At 41.6% G+C, this 16,213-nt stretch carries 19 protein-coding genes and 1 pseudogene; 3 read left to right on the top strand and 17 right to left on the bottom strand.

The window, feature by feature from the left end; genetic code table 11:
• The 9 genes from T359_RS23100 to T359_RS0115895 form a co-directional block, all read right to left on the bottom strand.
• On the bottom strand, positions 1–183 hold the full coding sequence (locus T359_RS23100) for a hypothetical protein (RefSeq protein ID WP_026518330.1): 183 nt from the start codon (positions 181–183) through the stop codon (positions 1–3).
• Positions 176–346, bottom strand: coding sequence for a pyridoxamine 5'-phosphate oxidase family protein (locus T359_RS23095; RefSeq protein WP_242839110.1), 171 nt, complete (start codon positions 344–346; stop codon positions 176–178). The genes T359_RS23100 and T359_RS23095 overlap by 8 nt, the downstream gene beginning before the upstream one ends.
• Positions 346–684: a hypothetical protein gene (locus T359_RS0115930; RefSeq protein ID WP_026518329.1), complete on the bottom strand. Its 339-nt coding sequence runs from the start codon at positions 682–684 to the stop codon at positions 346–348. Before T359_RS0115930 ends, T359_RS23095 begins: the two co-directional genes overlap by 1 nt.
• Positions 685–973: 289 nt before the next feature.
• The gene (locus tag T359_RS0115920; protein ID WP_026518328.1) at positions 974–2,164 is read right to left on the bottom strand and encodes a cation:proton antiporter; all 1,191 of its coding nucleotides are present in this window, start codon (positions 2,162–2,164) and stop codon (positions 974–976) included.
• A 117-nt stretch (positions 2,165–2,281) separates the two neighbouring features.
• A complete protein-coding gene (locus tag T359_RS0115915; protein ID WP_330370200.1) occupies positions 2,282–2,686 on the bottom strand; it encodes an HD domain-containing protein in 405 nt (134 codons plus the stop codon).
• The gene (locus T359_RS23380; protein WP_242839115.1) at positions 2,683–2,871 is read right to left on the bottom strand and encodes a hypothetical protein; all 189 of its coding nucleotides are present in this window, start codon (positions 2,869–2,871) and stop codon (positions 2,683–2,685) included. The genes T359_RS0115915 and T359_RS23380 overlap by 4 nt, the downstream gene beginning before the upstream one ends.
• Positions 2,872–3,231: 360 nt before the next feature.
• Positions 3,232–3,924 carry an LrgB family protein gene (locus T359_RS0115905; protein ID WP_026518326.1) on the bottom strand — a complete coding sequence of 231 codons (693 nt, stop codon included), beginning with the start codon at positions 3,922–3,924 and terminating at the stop codon, positions 3,232–3,234.
• 1 nt (position 3,925) lies between these two features.
• On the bottom strand, positions 3,926–4,276 hold the full coding sequence (locus T359_RS0115900; protein ID WP_026493054.1) for a CidA/LrgA family protein: 351 nt from the start codon (positions 4,274–4,276) through the stop codon (positions 3,926–3,928).
• 324 nt (positions 4,277–4,600) lie between these two features.
• Entirely contained in the window at positions 4,601–5,149 is a 549-nt protein-coding gene (locus tag T359_RS0115895) for a TetR/AcrR family transcriptional regulator (RefSeq protein ID WP_026518325.1), read from the bottom strand.
• 145 nt (positions 5,150–5,294) lie between these two features.
• Between T359_RS0115895 and T359_RS0115890 the strand changes: the two genes are divergently transcribed.
• On the top strand, positions 5,295–6,788 hold the full coding sequence (locus T359_RS0115890; protein ID WP_026518324.1) for a radical SAM protein: 1,494 nt from the start codon (positions 5,295–5,297) through the stop codon (positions 6,786–6,788).
• Positions 6,789–6,892: 104 nt separating this feature from the next.
• Positions 6,893–7,849, top strand: coding sequence for a succinylglutamate desuccinylase/aspartoacylase family protein (locus tag T359_RS0115885; RefSeq protein ID WP_051545542.1), 957 nt, complete (start codon positions 6,893–6,895; stop codon positions 7,847–7,849).
• Between the two features lie 18 nt (positions 7,850–7,867).
• On the opposite strand, the gene T359_RS0115880 is transcribed toward T359_RS0115885, so the two are convergent.
• Genes T359_RS0115880 through T359_RS0115850 form a run of 7 tightly spaced genes read right to left on the bottom strand, consistent with a single transcriptional unit; the run spans position 7,868 to position 14,240 of the window.
• A complete protein-coding gene (locus tag T359_RS0115880) occupies positions 7,868–8,608 on the bottom strand; it encodes a DUF4198 domain-containing protein (RefSeq protein WP_022770374.1) in 741 nt (246 codons plus the stop codon).
• A 20-nt stretch (positions 8,609–8,628) separates the two neighbouring features.
• The gene (locus tag T359_RS0115875) at positions 8,629–9,390 is read right to left on the bottom strand and encodes a class I SAM-dependent methyltransferase (RefSeq protein WP_051545540.1); all 762 of its coding nucleotides are present in this window, start codon (positions 9,388–9,390) and stop codon (positions 8,629–8,631) included.
• A gap of 38 nt (positions 9,391–9,428) precedes the next feature.
• Entirely contained in the window at positions 9,429–10,169 is a 741-nt protein-coding gene (locus T359_RS0115870) for an ABC transporter ATP-binding protein (protein WP_026518321.1), read from the bottom strand.
• A gap of 1 nt (position 10,170) precedes the next feature.
• Entirely contained in the window at positions 10,171–10,893 is a 723-nt protein-coding gene (locus T359_RS0115865) for an ATP-binding cassette domain-containing protein (protein ID WP_026518320.1), read from the bottom strand.
• Between the two features lie 2 nt (positions 10,894–10,895).
• The gene (locus tag T359_RS0115860) at positions 10,896–11,714 is read right to left on the bottom strand and encodes an ABC transporter permease (RefSeq protein WP_026518319.1); all 819 of its coding nucleotides are present in this window, start codon (positions 11,712–11,714) and stop codon (positions 10,896–10,898) included.
• Entirely contained in the window at positions 11,714–12,637 is a 924-nt protein-coding gene (locus T359_RS0115855; RefSeq protein WP_026499101.1) for an ABC transporter permease, read from the bottom strand. The genes T359_RS0115860 and T359_RS0115855 overlap by 1 nt, the downstream gene beginning before the upstream one ends.
• Complete coding sequence (locus T359_RS0115850; protein WP_026518318.1) at positions 12,630–14,240, bottom strand: ABC transporter substrate-binding protein; 1,611 nt, start codon at positions 14,238–14,240, stop codon at positions 12,630–12,632. Before T359_RS0115850 ends, T359_RS0115855 begins: the two co-directional genes overlap by 8 nt.
• Positions 14,241–14,420: 180 nt before the next feature.
• Here T359_RS0115850 and T359_RS0115845 point away from each other — a divergent pair, with 180 nt between their 5' ends.
• Entirely contained in the window at positions 14,421–15,608 is a 1,188-nt protein-coding gene (locus T359_RS0115845) for a cation:proton antiporter (RefSeq protein WP_026518317.1), read from the top strand.
• Between the two features lie 308 nt (positions 15,609–15,916).
• Here the strand turns inward: T359_RS0115845 and T359_RS0115840 are convergent.
• A pseudogene (locus tag T359_RS0115840) lies at positions 15,917–16,213 on the bottom strand (radical SAM mobile pair protein B); the annotation flags it as partial.

The raw sequence follows: 16,213 nt of genomic DNA, 5'->3' as shown, positions 1-16,213 counted from the left end.
TCAAACTTCAAAATGCTGCCTGTTTCCAAAGCCATCCTTCTTAAGATCTGAATCAAGCAGATCATAACTCTCCGGTGCAATCTTAATCAGATTCATAGGCATCGGAAGCTGTTTCATTGCTTCCACAGGAATCTTCTTATACTCCATTATTTTCAGATATTCCTCGGTGAACGGCTCAACCATGCTGGCAAGTCCCATCACCTGATGCGACAGCCAATGCACATGTATTGTGTGCCTTTATAAACTCATCAATCTTATCCTTAAGAACATCTTCCTCCATGTGGACAGATTCCTTATCCTTTTCTAACCACACTGATGCTGCTTTTTCATAATCCATTTCCCACATTACTTTTGTTCCTCCAGATACCTAACCTTCTTTCCATGAGCCAAAGCATACTCAATCTCACTTCTGGTACTGTCACCGATATAGCCTCCGACATTGATAACAAAGATCTCGTCAGACATATCAATCTTGCGCTTATGGATATCGTCCAGCATTTCCTTGGTCTTGGTAAGAGTACCTTCATCCATATTTTCCCAGACTTCGGAATCCCCTGAATGGCCAAACAATCCAACACTGATTACTATTTTGCCTTCCAGCGTCAGCTTCTTCTGGGCTTCCAGAAACTGATCTTTAAAACGTGTGCTCCCACACAGCGTAATTACCGAATATTTCCCCTGCATCCCCAACAAACCTCCTAATCACCAATACCTATTCCTTCGTTCTTCCTCTTCAATAAGCGCCTCAAGATATAGCTGCTGCAGATCACCCAGCTGTTTTATTTTTGTAACAAGAAATCCACCATTTGTCTTCATAATTAAATACTCCTATATCGTAGTTTCATACTACGATATAGGAGTATTTGTGTCAAGCACACATATCATAACTTCCGATTTATCGTTCCAAATCATCAAGCCAATTAGGAGTAGAACTTCCAATGCAAATGCTGATTAAGCCATACACAGACTGGGATTATTGCAGCTTTTTTTCTTTGGATTCATCCGAAGCATAAATTGCTTTAAGTATTATTGGTGTCAGAATTGAACTCAGTATTATAAGGAGAATTACAGCGGTAAAGTATCTGCTGTCGATTATCTCAGCTTTAAGACCACGCTGTGCCACAATAAGGGCTACTTCGCCTCTTGTCATCATACCTACGCCAATCTTCAACGCATCAGAAGTGTTATATTTAAGGAGTTTTGCAACTAGACCACAGCCCACAACTTTTCCAAGCAGTCCAGCAATTACAAAAGCTGCTGAGAATGCAAGAATTGTCATATCAACTGTCTTTAAGTTGGTCTGAAGACCAACACTTGCAAAGAATACTGGTCCAAAGATCATGTATGAGTTGATATCCATCTTTCTGTCAATATACTCGGAATTATCTAAGGAGCTTAAGATAATTCCGGCTACGTATGCGCCCGTGATATCTGCAACGCCAAAGTATTTATCAGCAACGTAAGACATCGCAAAAGCCAGAGCCAATCCCAGGATAGGGATTCTTCTGGTATGAGGCCATTTTATTTCTACTTTCTTCATAATCTTGAAAATGGCAATTCCTACTACAAAAGAAAGCACAAAGAAAGCAACCGTCTTGATAACAACCGTAATCAGATTGGCGCTTGGATCCTTAAGTCCAAGAACTGCAGTAAGAACAACGATTCCAATCACATCATCTATGATAGCGGCACTCATTATTGTTGTACCGACATCTGTAGAGATTTTTCCAAGCTCTTTTAACACCTGAACAGTAATGCTTACGGAGGTTGCAGTAAGGATTGTTCCTATGAAAAGAGCTTTAATAAATTCCATAGATCCGGGAGCGGCGAAGCCATAAAATGACATATAAAGTATGGCTCCAAGGACAAGAGGCACAGCAACACCGGTACATGCCAGTATTGTGGCCTTTACACCGGATTTCTTCAATTTATCTATATCTGTTTCAAGGCCTGCACTGAACATCAAAAGGATTACGCCAATTTCAGCCATACCGGAAAGAAAATCACCGGCTTCCACAAGATCAAACAGAGTGGGACCGATAATCAGCCCGGCAATTATTTCGCCTGCTACCTGAGGGGCGTGGAGTCGCCTTGCAATCAGGCCGAAGAGCTTGGCGCTGACAATTATTATCACAAGATCTCTAAGTATCTGAATTGTATCCATAGTATTTTTTACTCCTTTCGCTAAATGCTAATGAATGAGTATGCACCTTTTGACAGAGTCAGTCAAGGTTTTTTTCTGTATGTTCTATCCAGATTTTTATTGTATTAAAAGATCAATCTACTCGCACCTGATTTCTTCATAGTATTCCTTCAGAAATCCTTCCATGTATTCATGTCTCATTCTGGCAATTTCCTTAGCAGCCTCAGTATTCATCTCATCTTTGAGCAGAAGAAGTTTATCATAAAAATGCTGCACTGAATCATCCAGAGACCTTCCTGCTTTTCCTCCATAAGCAAAGGTTCTGGCAATTCCTATTGCGCCAATAGCATCAAGTCTGTCTGCATCATGCAATAACGCTGCAAGAGCAGTTATAAAGGAATCAGCTTCAGGATATGATTCCGATATCAGCTGCACATTTTTGTATACTCGAAGTGTATGCTGTGCATCGTGCCCGTCTGAATTTCCTTCGAACAATTTCTTTATATATTGAACTGCTTTTTCAGTTATTTCATTGTGCATCATATCATCTCCACACTTTGACAATCATTGAATCTGGCAAAATTCTTAAGCGTTCGCTCTAATGCAGCATTAAGCTTTTTCGTCTGCCGGATTCCATCTTCCCACCAGAGTCCTTTGACTTTCAGAATACCTTCTTTGCGATCCGGTATGGCCTCAATGCGTCCTACAAACTTATCTCCGTAAAGTATAGGTAAAGTGTAATAGCCATATTTTCTTTTAACTACCGGAGTATATATTTCCCAGGAATACTGCTAAGCTCCGGGACAAATTCTCCATTGAAGTTGAATGAAATAAGTTTCTTTGCCATGATTTGTTTCTCCTTTTTACTCTGATTTAAAGTTGCTATATATGATCAGGCATAGCCTGGAATCGTAAATAAATATATATAAAAAGAGCCAAAGCTCTTAGTATTTTTAAGAGTTTTGACTCTTTGCGCAAAATAAAAGCCCTGGAAAATCCAAGGCTCTACTAACAACAATATATAAATGAAATACTACAAATAACAGTTAAAATATACCATTATTTATATACATTGTAAATAATTACGATCAGTGCAGACCTGCAAAAACAGAAGCCAAGAGAACAGTAAAAATACCTGATACTGCAATAGCAAGGCCACTCATTGCGCCTTCTACATCACCTATCTCGATTGCCTTAGCTGTTCCAATGGCGTGGGAACTTGCACCAAAAGCCAGTCCTTTTGCTATAGGCTCCTCAATATGCGCAGCTTTGCAGATGAATTCTCCAAACATATTTCCAAGAACGCCTGTTATTATTATAACAGCCACAGTAATGGTAACGTAACCGCCTAATTCTTCAGAAACACCCATTCCAATAGCTGTTGTAATAGACTTTGGTAAAAGTGTCACATATTCTTCATGGGACAATCCACATAACACAGACAGTACTAAAACTGTTGCTAAACTTGTCACTGTACCTGCCAGCAGTCCCAGCAGAACAGCCTTATAATTTTTCTTCAGTAATTCAAACTGCTCATAAAGAGGGATTGCAAGGCAAACTGTTGCAGGAGTAAGTAAATAGCTTAGGTATTTTGCTCCTTCGTTATAAACTTCATAATCCACTTTTCCTATTACTAAAGTACCACAGGACAGAATAATAGCTATAAGCAGCGGATTAAATATTCCAAGCTTAAACTTTTTCTTTAGGAAAACTCCTATCATGTATGAAACAAGACTTAATGTAACTCCTGCGAACAGGGAATTTTGAAATAAAGCGTTCATCTTACTTTTTTGTCCTTCTGATAATAATCTGTGAAATCCAACCGGTAGAAAGCATTACTGTTATAATCGTTACAACAGTAATAATGCTAACTGGTATAAGAATCGGTTTGAGATTAACCCAGCTGTTAACAAGACCCACACCTGCAGGAATGAACATAACAGGCATTATCTCAATCAAAAAAGATCCTGCATCCTTAACATCTGTATACTTCACCACTCCTGTAATCAAGGCAGTAAATAACAGTGCCATTCCATATATACTTGCAGGAATTGGGAACGGTAGAATGAGCTTCAAAAGTTCACCCGTAAATGAAAACGCAAGAATTACCAAAAACTGTTTTATATACTTCATAAAAACATCCTCGATTCTACAGCAGACACTATCTTTTGCCATACCATCTGCAAACATTCTGTATTCTACATCAGGGATATTTTAAAATTCAAGAATAATATCTCACAAAAAATTTAATGAAATGGTCGATTGAATTAGACTTCCTTTACTGTTACAGTCATTGCTTTTTTTTACAGACGAACCCAATATCCTTGGACGAAATGCCGTGTCAGTATAGTATGAAGGGTGACGTGATGATATGAATCAGGATTTGTTTCCGGATGGGGCAAGCTTTTCAGATTTTGTCTCTTGAATAAAACTTTTGGATGTTTCGTTAAGTAATTTTCATTCCAATCTTAAGGTTTCTGAGCATACCCTTGCCATATATTCAGGAGATTCTTTCATACCGTTTTTTATCCATGTCAGCGACACTTCCCATAAGCCGGCAGCAATACCTCTGGCAATATATTCATGTTGGTAAGCGTATTCGCTGTCTGAGGCAATACATAAGGCATTATAGAACATATCCGTAAAAGAGATATTTGAATTACGGATAAGTACACACATGTCTTTATCGGAGTGCAGCCTTGAAAACACCTTTAAAAACCACTCATACGTGTTACTTTTCTGCAACAGTCCTGTCAAAGAAGCGCTGAGCTCGTCAGTTATGTTTTTTGTAATGTCCTGAATGATAGTCTCTTTTGAAGGATAATTTCTGTAGACAGAAGCTCTTGAAGCTCCTGATTTTTTTATTATCATGGTCATATTTATATCTTTGTACGGATGCTCTTTCATCAATCCGATCATCGCATCACAGATGCATTCTTTAGTAATTCTATTGGACTCCTTATTTGACATTCTTCGTATATTTCTTTTTTCAAGCTCTGTGGACATTTTGGCCTCCATTTGTATTGTCACGACATTTTGTAAAATTGTGTATCAAATATGCACAACATATTGTTTGACATTTGTATAGATGATATAAATGTATTATCAGACAGATGTTTTGTCAATATACATAAAAATACTGGGAGACGATATGAACACATTTACAAATATTTCACATGCAGCGCAAAGACAAGCTTTTAGTATCCTGATAGACAAATTCCTTGGCCATCTTGATAAGACTGATGACCGCACCAAAACATACTTAAAGCTCGTTGATGAAGCAGAACGCTTTTGGGGAAAGAAGGCTGCTGATCCTGAAAAACTGGAAGCTGTTAGACGTGCATTTAAGGATCCGGATAACCGCTGGGTAAACTTTATAAACAGAGTAGTGGATGAAACTGATCCGCATATAGCCAAAATGACCATGCTCAATCTGGGGTACGAGGCTTTCTTCAGGGGAACAAAGACTATACGGAAGAACAGGGAAAAATACGGCTGTAACATACCATGGCTTATACTTTTTGATCCTACTTCTGCCTGCAATATGCACTGTAAAGGATGCTGGTCAGGCACTTATGGACCAAAGAACAATTTGTCTTTTGCCGATATGGATAAGATAGTAACTCAGGGAAAAGAGCTGGGCGTGTATCTCTATATGATGACAGGTGGAGAGCCCCTTGTCAGGAAGGCAGATATACTTAAGCTTGCAGAAAAGCATAATGATGTGCAGTTCGGAATATATAGTAATTCAACTCTTGTGGATGATGATTTTTGTAAAGAGGTTGTACGGCTGGGAAATATTACATTCATGCTTTCCATAGAGGGGACACCTGAAACTAATGATGCAAGAAGAGGAATCGGTCATTATGATGCAGTGATGAATGCAATGTCTCTTTTCAAAAAATACGGGATTCTCTTTGGTACATCTATTTGCTATACAAGAAATAATATTGAAGCCGTGACAAATCCTGAATTTATAAAGTATATTGCAGAAAAAGGCGCGAGATTTGGCTTTTTCTTCCACTATATGCCGGTTGGAAATAATGCGGTACCGGAGCTGATGCCTACCGTAGAGCAGAGAAAGCTGATGGTAGAACGTATCAGATGGATTCGCTCAAACGAATGTGATACAGGCTTCTTTCCGATGGATTTTCAGAATGACGGAGAAGCTGTAGGTGGATGTATTGCAGGTGGAAGGAATTATTTCCATATTAACTCAAGCGGAGATGCAGAACCTTGCGTTTTCATCCATTTTTCAAACACTAATATACATGACAATTCTATTTTGGAAATGCTAAAGAGTCCGCTTTTCATGGAATATCATAAGGGACAGCCCTTTAATAAAAATCACTTAAGACCGTGTCCGATGCTCGAAAATCCAAAACTTCTAAGGGAGATGGTTGAAAGATCAAAAGCACATGGCACAAATGAAGAATCGGAGGAGAGTGTAGAGCATTTATGTGCAAAGTGTGATGACTATGCTCTCAAGTGGGCCCCTGTTGCCAATGAGATTTGGAAATCGCAGCCACATCAAAAAAAGAAGTATGAAAATTATGCACCGGCTAATAGGATAGAAAATGATAATCTTATGAGATTTGAAGAGAAGAAAACAGGCCTTGCCAAAGATTTCAAAAAACATGCATGATTATAGATAAGCGTTTTTCCAAAATATATTTTCCAACCCCCCAGGGGGCTTGAAAGTCCCGGTCCTAACATGATAACCTTGGCTCTGAAGCGAGGGTTAATACAATGGCGAAAATAAATATAGCCGGACACGAGCTTAGTTCCGGCAAGACGATAAAAGACCATATACATGTAGATGGAACTGAGATACACATTCCACATATCATCATCTGTGGCGAAAAGCCGGGCAAAACCGTACTAGTTACAGCAGGTATCCATAATGCGGAATATGTCGGCATTCAGGCAGCTATTGAGCTCTCTAATGAGATTTCTCCCAAAGACCTTTCAGGAAATCTTATCATCATCCCATTAGCCAACAGGTCAGGTTTTGAAAACAGAACCATGTCCCTTGTTTATGAGGATGGCAAGAATCTCAACAGAGTCTTCCCGGGAGACAAGGATGGTTCAGCCGCGGATCGCCTGGCTAGCCTTCTGTTTGATGTTTTTATCAAAAACGCTGATGCTTACATTGACCTGCATAGCGGAGACGGATACGAGACTCTTATCCCCTACGCATACTACGTGGGAGCTTCTCCTGCCAGTGATATTGCAAAAAAGATGGTGGACTGCGTCAACGCCTCCTACTGCGTAAAGAGTACCTGTACCACCGAAGGCGCCTACAACACAGCATCCATGGCCGGAATCCCCAGTGTTCTAATAGAGCGCGGTCAGTTAAGCCTGCTTCCAAAGGATGAGGTACAGGCAGACAAAGAGGATGTGCTGAACATTTTGAAATTCCTTGGTCTTATTGAAGGAGAGTACAAGACATATCCCAAGACAGAACTCAGAGAATTCAGCGACGATGCCCCATTCACCGGCTGCTGGTATCCGGAGAAAAAGGTGGGAGAGAAATTTTCAAAAGGTGATAAATTTGGTGAGATAAGGGATTACTTTGGAAGGCCCCTTCACACAGCCATTGCCGATACTGACGGAGTTCTGATCCACCAGTGCTCATCTCTTAGCATAATAAAGAATGGTCCCATGGTGACCTACGGAGTAATACAAAAACAGGATGCATGTTGAATGCATCCTGTTTTTGTATTACCTTTTAACGTATGTGAATGTTGAAGCTATCTCTTTGCTGTCATAGATTCCGGGAATTCCTTCCGCCAGCGGAGTTCTTGTAACGGCCATATACACACCCTTTTTCTCCACTGAGAAGAATATCCTGCCTTCCTCATCTGTGTTCAGGATTCTCTCAAAATACTCTTTTCCATCATAGAACACAACAACTACCGTGGATCCCTTAAGCGGGAATTTGTCGTGAATAAGCTTTAAATGAAGTACGTCGGTGTCTGCTTCCCAGGGATCGGGAACGAAACTTACTCTGGACTCATGGATAAATTCGGGAGTTCCCTTCTTATCTCCAACAGTTATGTTTGTCACATATATCTGAGGATAGTTCTTGGCATCAAGAATATCAGGATATGTCCTTCTGTCACCCTCGTAATACACGTCTTTTTCATCTCTTACATAATTGTTGTCATAGATACACATAAGGGTGTAAATGCCCTCAGAAACTGGCGTAAAGCGAAGCTCATAATAGTCTCCCTGCTCATCGCCCGGACCCTTTACCGGTGTTATTGCTATTCTGTTTCCTTTTTCATCTGTGGCGAAGGCTCTTATCTCATCAAGACGAAAGAATCCGTCCGGCCTCATGTGATGTCCCCACCTCATTATTCCGCAGACTTCTTCCCCCGGCTCATATACACTCTTGTCAGTGATTATCCAGGCTTCGTGGCCATATACCATCATATCTGTAGTATCAATTCCTCTTCTCATCTCAAACTCCATTCATATTATTAGACTATTGCTTTCTGAGCCTTTACCAGAAACATCCTGTCAGGCATATAAAACTGGTCTTTCTCGCCATAGAGTCTGTCTCCCGCCCCAAGATCAGTAACTATATTTTCAAACCCGATTTTTTCTAGCGCAGCTTTATCCCACTCCGGTCTGTCCAAAGTGCTGATAGATAACATGTGGTAAATATCGTGGCACTCCTCTACCATGGCGTCGGTTACATTTTTGTGGGCAAGGTTCTGCATCTGATCATAGTGATGAAAGCCCTTTGCATACTCCGCATCATACACAAGCAGCATTCCTCCCGGCTTTAACACTCTGTGCCACTCCATGTAGGCTTCCACCGGATGCGGAAGTGTCCATACAAGATTTCTATTTATCACCAGGTCAAAAGAGCTATCGGGAAAATCCAGTTTTTCTGCGTCCATAACCATAAGGTCCGCCTTTGCTCCATGGCGCGAAAGCAGCTCTTTTCCCCTCTCTATCATCTCAGGCGTAAGATCCACACCGGTCACGTCAAAATCAAAATCCGACAACACCATTTCGAAAAAACCTGCTCCGCATCCAACATCCAGAACAGACAGCTTATCATCAGCTGAAAAGTGCCTTAAAAACTCCGCCTGCCACAGCTGTTTTTTCCTGCTGTGTATCTCCTCGTGTTTGTGCTCGCTAAAGCTCTCAGCTCTTTTGGACCAGTAGGTCACTACTTTATCTTTGATATCTTCAGCTTCCTCCTCAAAAGGAATCTGCATAAGTTTAGTCATATTACTACGTATACCCCAATTATCTTTCTAAAAGTTTGTTACTCAATAAGATTATCAAGCAGTTCTTTTGTGTACTCATGTTGCGGATTTCCAAGGACTCTGCCGGTCTCTCCCTCTTCCACGCACTCTCCGTTTTTCATTACCATTATCCTGTCGCACAGCATGCTCACCAGAGCAATGTCGTGGGAGACAAATATGATAGACACCCCTTCTTTTTCACGCAGCTGCTGCAAAAGAGCTACTACCTGGGCCTGAGTTGTAACATCCAGCGCACTTGTTGCCTCGTCACACAAAAGAATACCGGCATCAGAACAAAGTGCCCTTGCAATTGACATTCGCTGGCACTGTCCTCCGGACATGCCTCCTGCCTTTTTCTCCAAAAGACTCTCATCAAGCCCGACAGCCTCAAGGATTCGTGACAGTTTTTCATGGCCACAGCCCTTTGCAGCTTCCACAACGGCTTTTTTCATCTTCATTCTTGGGTCAAAAGACATCTGGGCATCCTGAAATATCATCTGCAGAAAAGTTCCGGCAAAGGCCGGCGACTTACCTGTATACTCTGTTCCCTTATAATAAAGATTTCCACTATCAGGCTTTTCCAGGCAGCTGACATGACGAAGAAGGGTGCTCTTTCCACTTCCGCTCTCGCCGACGATTCCAAGGATCTCTCCATTTTTCAGGAAGAAACTCACATCCTTTAAAGCCTGTAATTTTTTGCCTTTATCAACGTAACTTTTATTTAGATTTTTTCCTTCTAAAATTATATCTGAATCCGGCATATCAGCTCACCTTCAGTCTTGGTACGGCCTTCAAGAGATTTTTTGTGTACTCGTTTTGTGGATTCTCCAGGATCTCTTTTGCAGGGCCATACTCAAGCATCCTGCCACTTTTCATGATTCCAATGTAATCAGCCATTTTAGATGCAATACCCAAATGGTGGGTAACCATCAAAATAGTAGTGCCCTTTAGTTTGTTGATCTCAAGAAGCTGCTCCACAACCATCCCTGCAGTTTTAACATCCAGGGCGCTTGTAACTTCATCGCATAATAAAATCCCCGGCTCCAAGAGCATTGTTGTGGCAATGGCCATACGCTGGTTCATACCACCTGACAATTCATAGGGCCTTGACGTAAGCGCTCTTTTAGCATCATTAAGTCCCAGGATCCGGAGCGTCTTCTCCACTTCCTCTATTTTAAAGTCGATGTTATTGCTTTTTAGCGCCTCCATGATCTGTACCTTGTAAGTCCTTATGGGATTAAAAGATCCGCCGGGATTCTGAGGCACAATGCCAAGTAAAATGTCTTTTGGAGTCTCTATACTTCCGCATGTTTTAGTCACGCCTCCAAAGCCATGAATAGCCTTAAGAAGCGTAGATTTACCGCTTCCGCTCTCGCCGACGATACAGACTCTTTTACCTGCTTCCACTTCAAAAGAGATATCATTTATAACACTCTCATCACCGTAGCCGGCAGAGAGATTGTTTATCCTAAGTATTGTATCCATGCTTAATCCTCATCTCTATATTCCATGACGCAGTCCCCAAGATAGTTAAATACTATGATGGTGACTATGGTAGCAATTGCCGGATACAGCACAGCCCAAGGTGCTATCTGTATATATGCCCTGGACTCATTGATCATTGACCCCCACTCAGCAGTAGGTGGCACAACTCCAAGCCCCAAAAAAGACAGGCCCGAGATACCTATCATGGTGGTTCCTATCTGTGTAAGGGCATTTGTAAGAAGTGGTGCTATTATATTGGGAAGTATGTGGGCCATCATTATAGCCGGCCCACTCTTTCCCGCCAGTTTTGCAGCTTGCACGTAGGGGCAATTCTTTATGGCAAAAGTATGACTCCGTGCAAGTCTGGCAAACCCGGTCCACATAGTTATTCCCAGCGCAATCATGGCACTTGAAAGTCCTCCTCCAAGAATGCCCGCAACCGCGATGGCTACTACCATCTGAGGAAATGCCAGCATAATATCGGCAATCCTCATCATAATTTCATCCAATATTCCGCCATAATATCCGCTAAGGATTCCAATAATGCTTCCCAGGATAAAAGAAATCGCAACCAGTATAAATGTAGCTGCTATAGTTGTCCTTGCTCCGTATAAAACCCTTGAAAACACGCATCTTCCCAGGTTGTCTGTTCCAAACAGAAATTCCCCGGACGGAGCTGACCTTATTGCTGATGAGCTTGTAGCATATGGGTCATTAGGTGCGATAACACTTGCAAAAAGAGCTATAAGCACCAAAAGAAGTGCAACACCTGCAGATATTATTACTTTTATTCTGTTAATCTTTTTCCGTTTATGGTTCATTAAAAAGACCTCGGATCCAAAAGCCTGTAGGTAATATCAACTATCAGATTTATAACAACATAGATTGTTCCCATAATAAGCACAAAGCCCATGATCACAGGGTAGTCCCTGGCTGTTATGGAATCCATCACAAGTTTGCCGATACCCGGCCATCTGAATATATTCTCAATAACAACACTGCCTCCCATCAGGGTTCCGATCTGAAGGCCGATTATTGTAAGTATGTGTCCAAGGCTGTTTCTAAGGACATTGTTGATAAGAATAAATCTGCCCTTTACCTTTCTGGACTTCATTCCCACAACATACTCTTCTCCAAGCTGATCCAGGAGTTCACTCCTAACCTGTCTTGTAAACCTTCCTGCCATGGGTATCGCCAGAGAAAGTGCAGGGAGCATAAGTCCTTTGATGCTTCCATCTGCAATTACGGGAAAGACCTTGATATGTATGCAAAACAGATACATCAAAAGTACTGATATCAGGAAATTCGGAAGAGAATTACCTATAAATGAAAAGAGCCTAACAATATGGTCTACCAATTTTCCTTTTTTAACCGCTGACCATATCCCCAGTGGAAAAGAGATTATAAGCGCCAAAAGCAGACTGGTTAAAGCCAGTCCACATGTGTTCTTAAGCCCTTTTATCAGTTTTGGCGCGACCGGAAGATCATCCTTAAAGGAAACGCCAAAATCTCCCCTAAGAACGTTTCTTAGCCAGTCTGCATATCTAACGATAAAGGGGCGGAGGAGGCCAAGCCTCTCCCGCTCCGCTTGCAGTATTTCTTTTGTGACCACCACACCCTGGGAGGTGAGTCTCTTTTCCGCAGGGTCACCGGGAGCCAGATACATTATGCCAAACACAAGAAAGCTCAGCACTAAAAGTATCAGGGCAAGTCCCAGGATCCTTTTAAGTATTTGTTTAGCCATTAATGTCAGTCTCTGCGTCTACTCCATAGAAATCGAAAGGAACATACTCAGCAAATCCGCTTACGCCCTTACGAAGAACTGTAGTGTTATTGAAAAGTCCAACATATCCAAATGCATTGTCATCTATAGCAATCTGAACGATCTTGTTGGCAAGCTCTGCTCTCTTTGCAGTATCTGTCTCAATTCTGAGCTGCTCAATCATGCTCTGGCATTCAGCACTCTCAAATCCACCTACATTGTAGTAAGCTCCGTCTGCAAGAGTTGAGTCGATGAAGTAAAGAGGATCACCTGACTTATCAGCGATCATGCAGTAAAGAGCAAGATCAAAGTCAGCGTTTGCAATGTAAGTAGCATCCGGATCTTCCTCAACTCTAAGTGTTGAATCAATACCAACAGCCTTAAGCTGTTCCTGGATCAGAATTGCAAGAGTATCAAGAGATCTTGCTGCATAGTATGCAATGCTGATGCTGAGCTTATTACCATCCTTCTCGTAGATGCCGTCAGCTCCAAGTGTATAACCATCGGCCTCCAAAAGCTCTTTTGCCTTGGCAGTATCTACTGCAGGAACATTTACCTTGCCATAAGCAGCTGATGTTGAGAATGGTCCAACTGCTGCAGATACTGTACCAGAAAGGTACTCTGCGATCTTGTCCTTATCAACAGTGAGATTGATCGCTTCTCTCACAGAATCATCAAGTGTATTCTCATTGAGAATGTAGTACTGAAGACGTGCACCGGGAATTGAAACTACATCGTACAGGTCAGGGCTCTGGTTATAGACCTCAAGAGCTGCAGATGAAACGCTGTTGTAGCAGTCGATCTCGCCGCTCTGCATAGCAAGGAGCTTGGGATCATCCTCCTGCATGTAGTAGAATACAGCGCCGTCAAGCTTGACATCACCGCCCCAGTAGTTCTCATTCTTTACAACCGTAACATCACCCTCAGGTATAAACTCTTTTACAACAAACGGGCCTGTGCATACAGGCGCATTGTCAAAATCTGTTGTTGCATCAAGATCTATCATTCCGCACTCAGGGCTTGCCAGATCGTTCTTAAGAGTTGGATAAACTTCCTTTGTATCGATAACGATTGTCTTGTCATCTGTAGCAGTCATTTCAAAATCGCCCAAATAAGCAAATCTGCTGTTCTCTGCAGCAAGACGCTGAAGGTTTCTGACGACCATATCAGCTGACAGAGGGTTCCCATTTGAGAACTGGACTCCATCATTAAGTGTAATAGTCCATGTGGTGCCATCAGAAACTGCGTCTTTGGCAAGACATGGAGCTGCGCTCATGGTTTCATCGAGCTTAAACAGTGCCTCTGAAACTCCATAAATGGATGTGTACCATCCATAATATTCCTTGTGCACATCAAGACTTGGATAAGCAAAAGATGCTGCAGTGTGAAGAATCTTTTCACCTGTAGCTGTAGCCTGACTTGCGTCAGCTGTCTGATCATCAGATGTTGTCGCCTGTGTATCAGCAGATGCCTCAGATTCTGTTGTCTGAGTTTCTGTTGTCTGAGTTCCTGCACCGGAACCACAGGCTGCCATTGATAATGTCATGGTTGCAGCAAGAAGTGCTGCTAGAAATTTTTTCTTCATAATATAGTATCCTCCACTGTGCTTAAATTACCTCACACAATGGAAAGGATAGCATTGTGAAATCCACTCCACAAGCCCCCTGGGGGGTTATCGCTACGCTGATTATAGTTTTTTAACTTGATTTTGAGAAGAAAAAGTATCATACTCATTTCCTAGCATCAATAAGATGGAGGGATAAATATGGATACAATTCAGATTCTTAGAGATCTTTTTATAATTATCGTCATGGCAAAGTTATTCGGACTGATAGCCAGAAGACTTCATGCGCCACAGGTTGCCGGTGAGATCATCGCAGGTCTTCTCATAGGTCCAACACTGCTTAATCTTGTTAATCCCAGTGATTTCCTGTCTGGCATGGCCGAAATCGGTGTGATCCTTCTGATGTTCAGCGCCGGCCTGGAAACAGATATCGACAAACTCAAAAAATCCGGCCTGAAGGCAACAATCCTTGCATGCACCGGTGTTGGAGTTCCGCTGGTTCTTGGAACGCTCCTGTACATGGCTTTCTATGGCGTTGCAACTCCCGGATCAACCGAGTTCATAAAAGCACTCTTTATAGGAACTATTCTTACAGCTACTTCCGTGAGCATAACAGTTCAGGTTCTAAAGGAACTTGGAAAGATTTCTACAGAAGTGGGAACAACGATCATGAGCGCCGCAATCATCGATGATGTAATAGGAATCGTGGTTCTTACAGCTGTTCTTGGTCTGAAAGATCCAAATGCTAATCTTGCAGCTGTTTGCTTAAAGACCGTAGCCTTCTTTGCCCTTTCGGTTGTTGTGGGAATGATCATATTTAAGATAATGTCAAAAGCAGAAGCAAAATGGCCTCATACCAGAAGAATCCCGATCATGGGACTGGCACTTGCCTTTGCGATGTCTTATGTTGCAGATAAGTACTTTGGAGTAGCTGATATCACCGGAGCCTATGTCGCAGGTATTATTCTCAGCTCCCTGGACAACTCCGAGTATATAGACAGAAAGATGGACATAAATTCATATATGTTATTCGGCCCCGTATTCTTTGCAAGTGTAGGACTTCAGACAAACCTAAGGTCTGTTGACATGACAATCCTTGCATTCTCGGCAGCATTTGTTGTAGTTGGACTCCTCGGAAAGGTTGTAGGCTGTGGCATCGTTGCAAAGCTCCTTAAGTACAACACCTCTGACTCGTTAAAGATTGGTGTTGGTATGATGACCAGAGGCGAAGTTGCACTTATCGTAGCTCAAAGAGGTTTAAAAGCTGGTATCGTTGACAGCAGATACTTTACCGCAGTAATCCTGTTGATAATATTAAGCTCAATTCTGACACCTATAATATTGAAGGCTATATATGCCTCAGATGACAAAGCTAATTCTCCTGCTTAAGTTAATCGACTGTAGAACTGATAATGTACTAAAATAAAAAGGTCCGCTTTCTATTAAGAAAACGGGCCGTTTAATTTCAGTTTTAACAAGCAATGCTAAAAGCATCCCCACACATCATATCTTTTATCATACTGGCAAATATCTACATCCATATCAGCAATCTCATCAGCATACAGCCGAATAAGATCACTAAGGGTCCTACGAAAAGCCATATTACTTGTCCTTACCTTCAATCCAATAATTTACCAAATGCAAAATGGTATTTATTGTAATGCTATCGAATCTTTAAATTCCGGTTTATTCTTCCATCAAGGATTATGTATTACATTTCTCTTTCCACTATTGGCAGTTCCTCTTACTTCTTCGTGGTAAAAGTAATCTACGATTGTTGGATGTCCTTTCTCTACTCTCTCATACGGAGTTTCATTATCAACAAACCTGCAATCATACTTTTTAGCCAGCTCTTCTGCTTTCTTTTCCAGCGCTTCAAAATAGCTGCGGTTCTTTTTATTATAGATTTCGTCATACAGCGGCACCAGATCCGGATGTTTATCGGAAATGTATTTCATGATATCTGCCTTAAAACCTCCGCGAAGATTCAGATT

This window comes from Butyrivibrio sp. MC2021 (genome assembly GCF_000621605.1).
Classification (GTDB): domain Bacteria; phylum Bacillota; class Clostridia; order Lachnospirales; family Lachnospiraceae; genus Butyrivibrio.
Note: the sequence above shows the minus strand (reverse complement) of the source record. Positions and strands in the feature narration are given on the sequence as shown.

Excerpts from the sequence above, each read along its gene's own strand:
- T359_RS23100 (WP_026518330.1), bottom strand. The coding sequence starts at position 183 with ATGGTTGAGCCGTTCACCGAGGAATATCTGAAAATAATGGAGTATAAG.
- T359_RS23095 (WP_242839110.1), bottom strand. The coding sequence starts at position 346 with ATGTGGGAAATGGATTATGAAAAAGCAGCATCAGTGTGGTTAGAAAAG.
- T359_RS0115930 (WP_026518329.1), bottom strand. The coding sequence starts at position 684 with ATGCAGGGGAAATATTCGGTAATTACGCTGTGTGGGAGCACACGTTTT.
- T359_RS0115920 (WP_026518328.1), bottom strand. The coding sequence starts at position 2,164 with ATGGATACAATTCAGATACTTAGAGATCTTGTGATAATAATTGTCAGC.
- T359_RS0115915 (WP_330370200.1), bottom strand. The coding sequence starts at position 2,686 with ATGATGCACAATGAAATAACTGAAAAAGCAGTTCAATATATAAAGAAA.
- T359_RS0115905 (WP_026518326.1), bottom strand. The coding sequence starts at position 3,924 with ATGAACGCTTTATTTCAAAATTCCCTGTTCGCAGGAGTTACATTAAGT.
- T359_RS0115900 (WP_026493054.1), bottom strand. The coding sequence starts at position 4,276 with ATGAAGTATATAAAACAGTTTTTGGTAATTCTTGCGTTTTCATTTACG.
- T359_RS0115895 (WP_026518325.1), bottom strand. The coding sequence starts at position 5,149 with ATGTCCACAGAGCTTGAAAAAAGAAATATACGAAGAATGTCAAATAAG.
- T359_RS0115890 (WP_026518324.1), top strand. The coding sequence starts at position 5,295 with ATGAACACATTTACAAATATTTCACATGCAGCGCAAAGACAAGCTTTT.
- T359_RS0115885 (WP_051545542.1), top strand. The coding sequence starts at position 6,893 with ATGGCGAAAATAAATATAGCCGGACACGAGCTTAGTTCCGGCAAGACG.
- T359_RS0115880 (WP_022770374.1), bottom strand. The coding sequence starts at position 8,608 with ATGAGAAGAGGAATTGATACTACAGATATGATGGTATATGGCCACGAA.
- T359_RS0115875 (WP_051545540.1), bottom strand. The coding sequence starts at position 9,390 with ATGACTAAACTTATGCAGATTCCTTTTGAGGAGGAAGCTGAAGATATC.
- T359_RS0115870 (WP_026518321.1), bottom strand. The coding sequence starts at position 10,169 with ATGCCGGATTCAGATATAATTTTAGAAGGAAAAAATCTAAATAAAAGT.
- T359_RS0115865 (WP_026518320.1), bottom strand. The coding sequence starts at position 10,893 with ATGGATACAATACTTAGGATAAACAATCTCTCTGCCGGCTACGGTGAT.
- T359_RS0115860 (WP_026518319.1), bottom strand. The coding sequence starts at position 11,714 with ATGAACCATAAACGGAAAAAGATTAACAGAATAAAAGTAATAATATCT.
- T359_RS0115855 (WP_026499101.1), bottom strand. The coding sequence starts at position 12,637 with ATGGCTAAACAAATACTTAAAAGGATCCTGGGACTTGCCCTGATACTT.
- T359_RS0115850 (WP_026518318.1), bottom strand. The coding sequence starts at position 14,240 with ATGAAGAAAAAATTTCTAGCAGCACTTCTTGCTGCAACCATGACATTA.
- T359_RS0115845 (WP_026518317.1), top strand. The coding sequence starts at position 14,421 with ATGGATACAATTCAGATTCTTAGAGATCTTTTTATAATTATCGTCATG.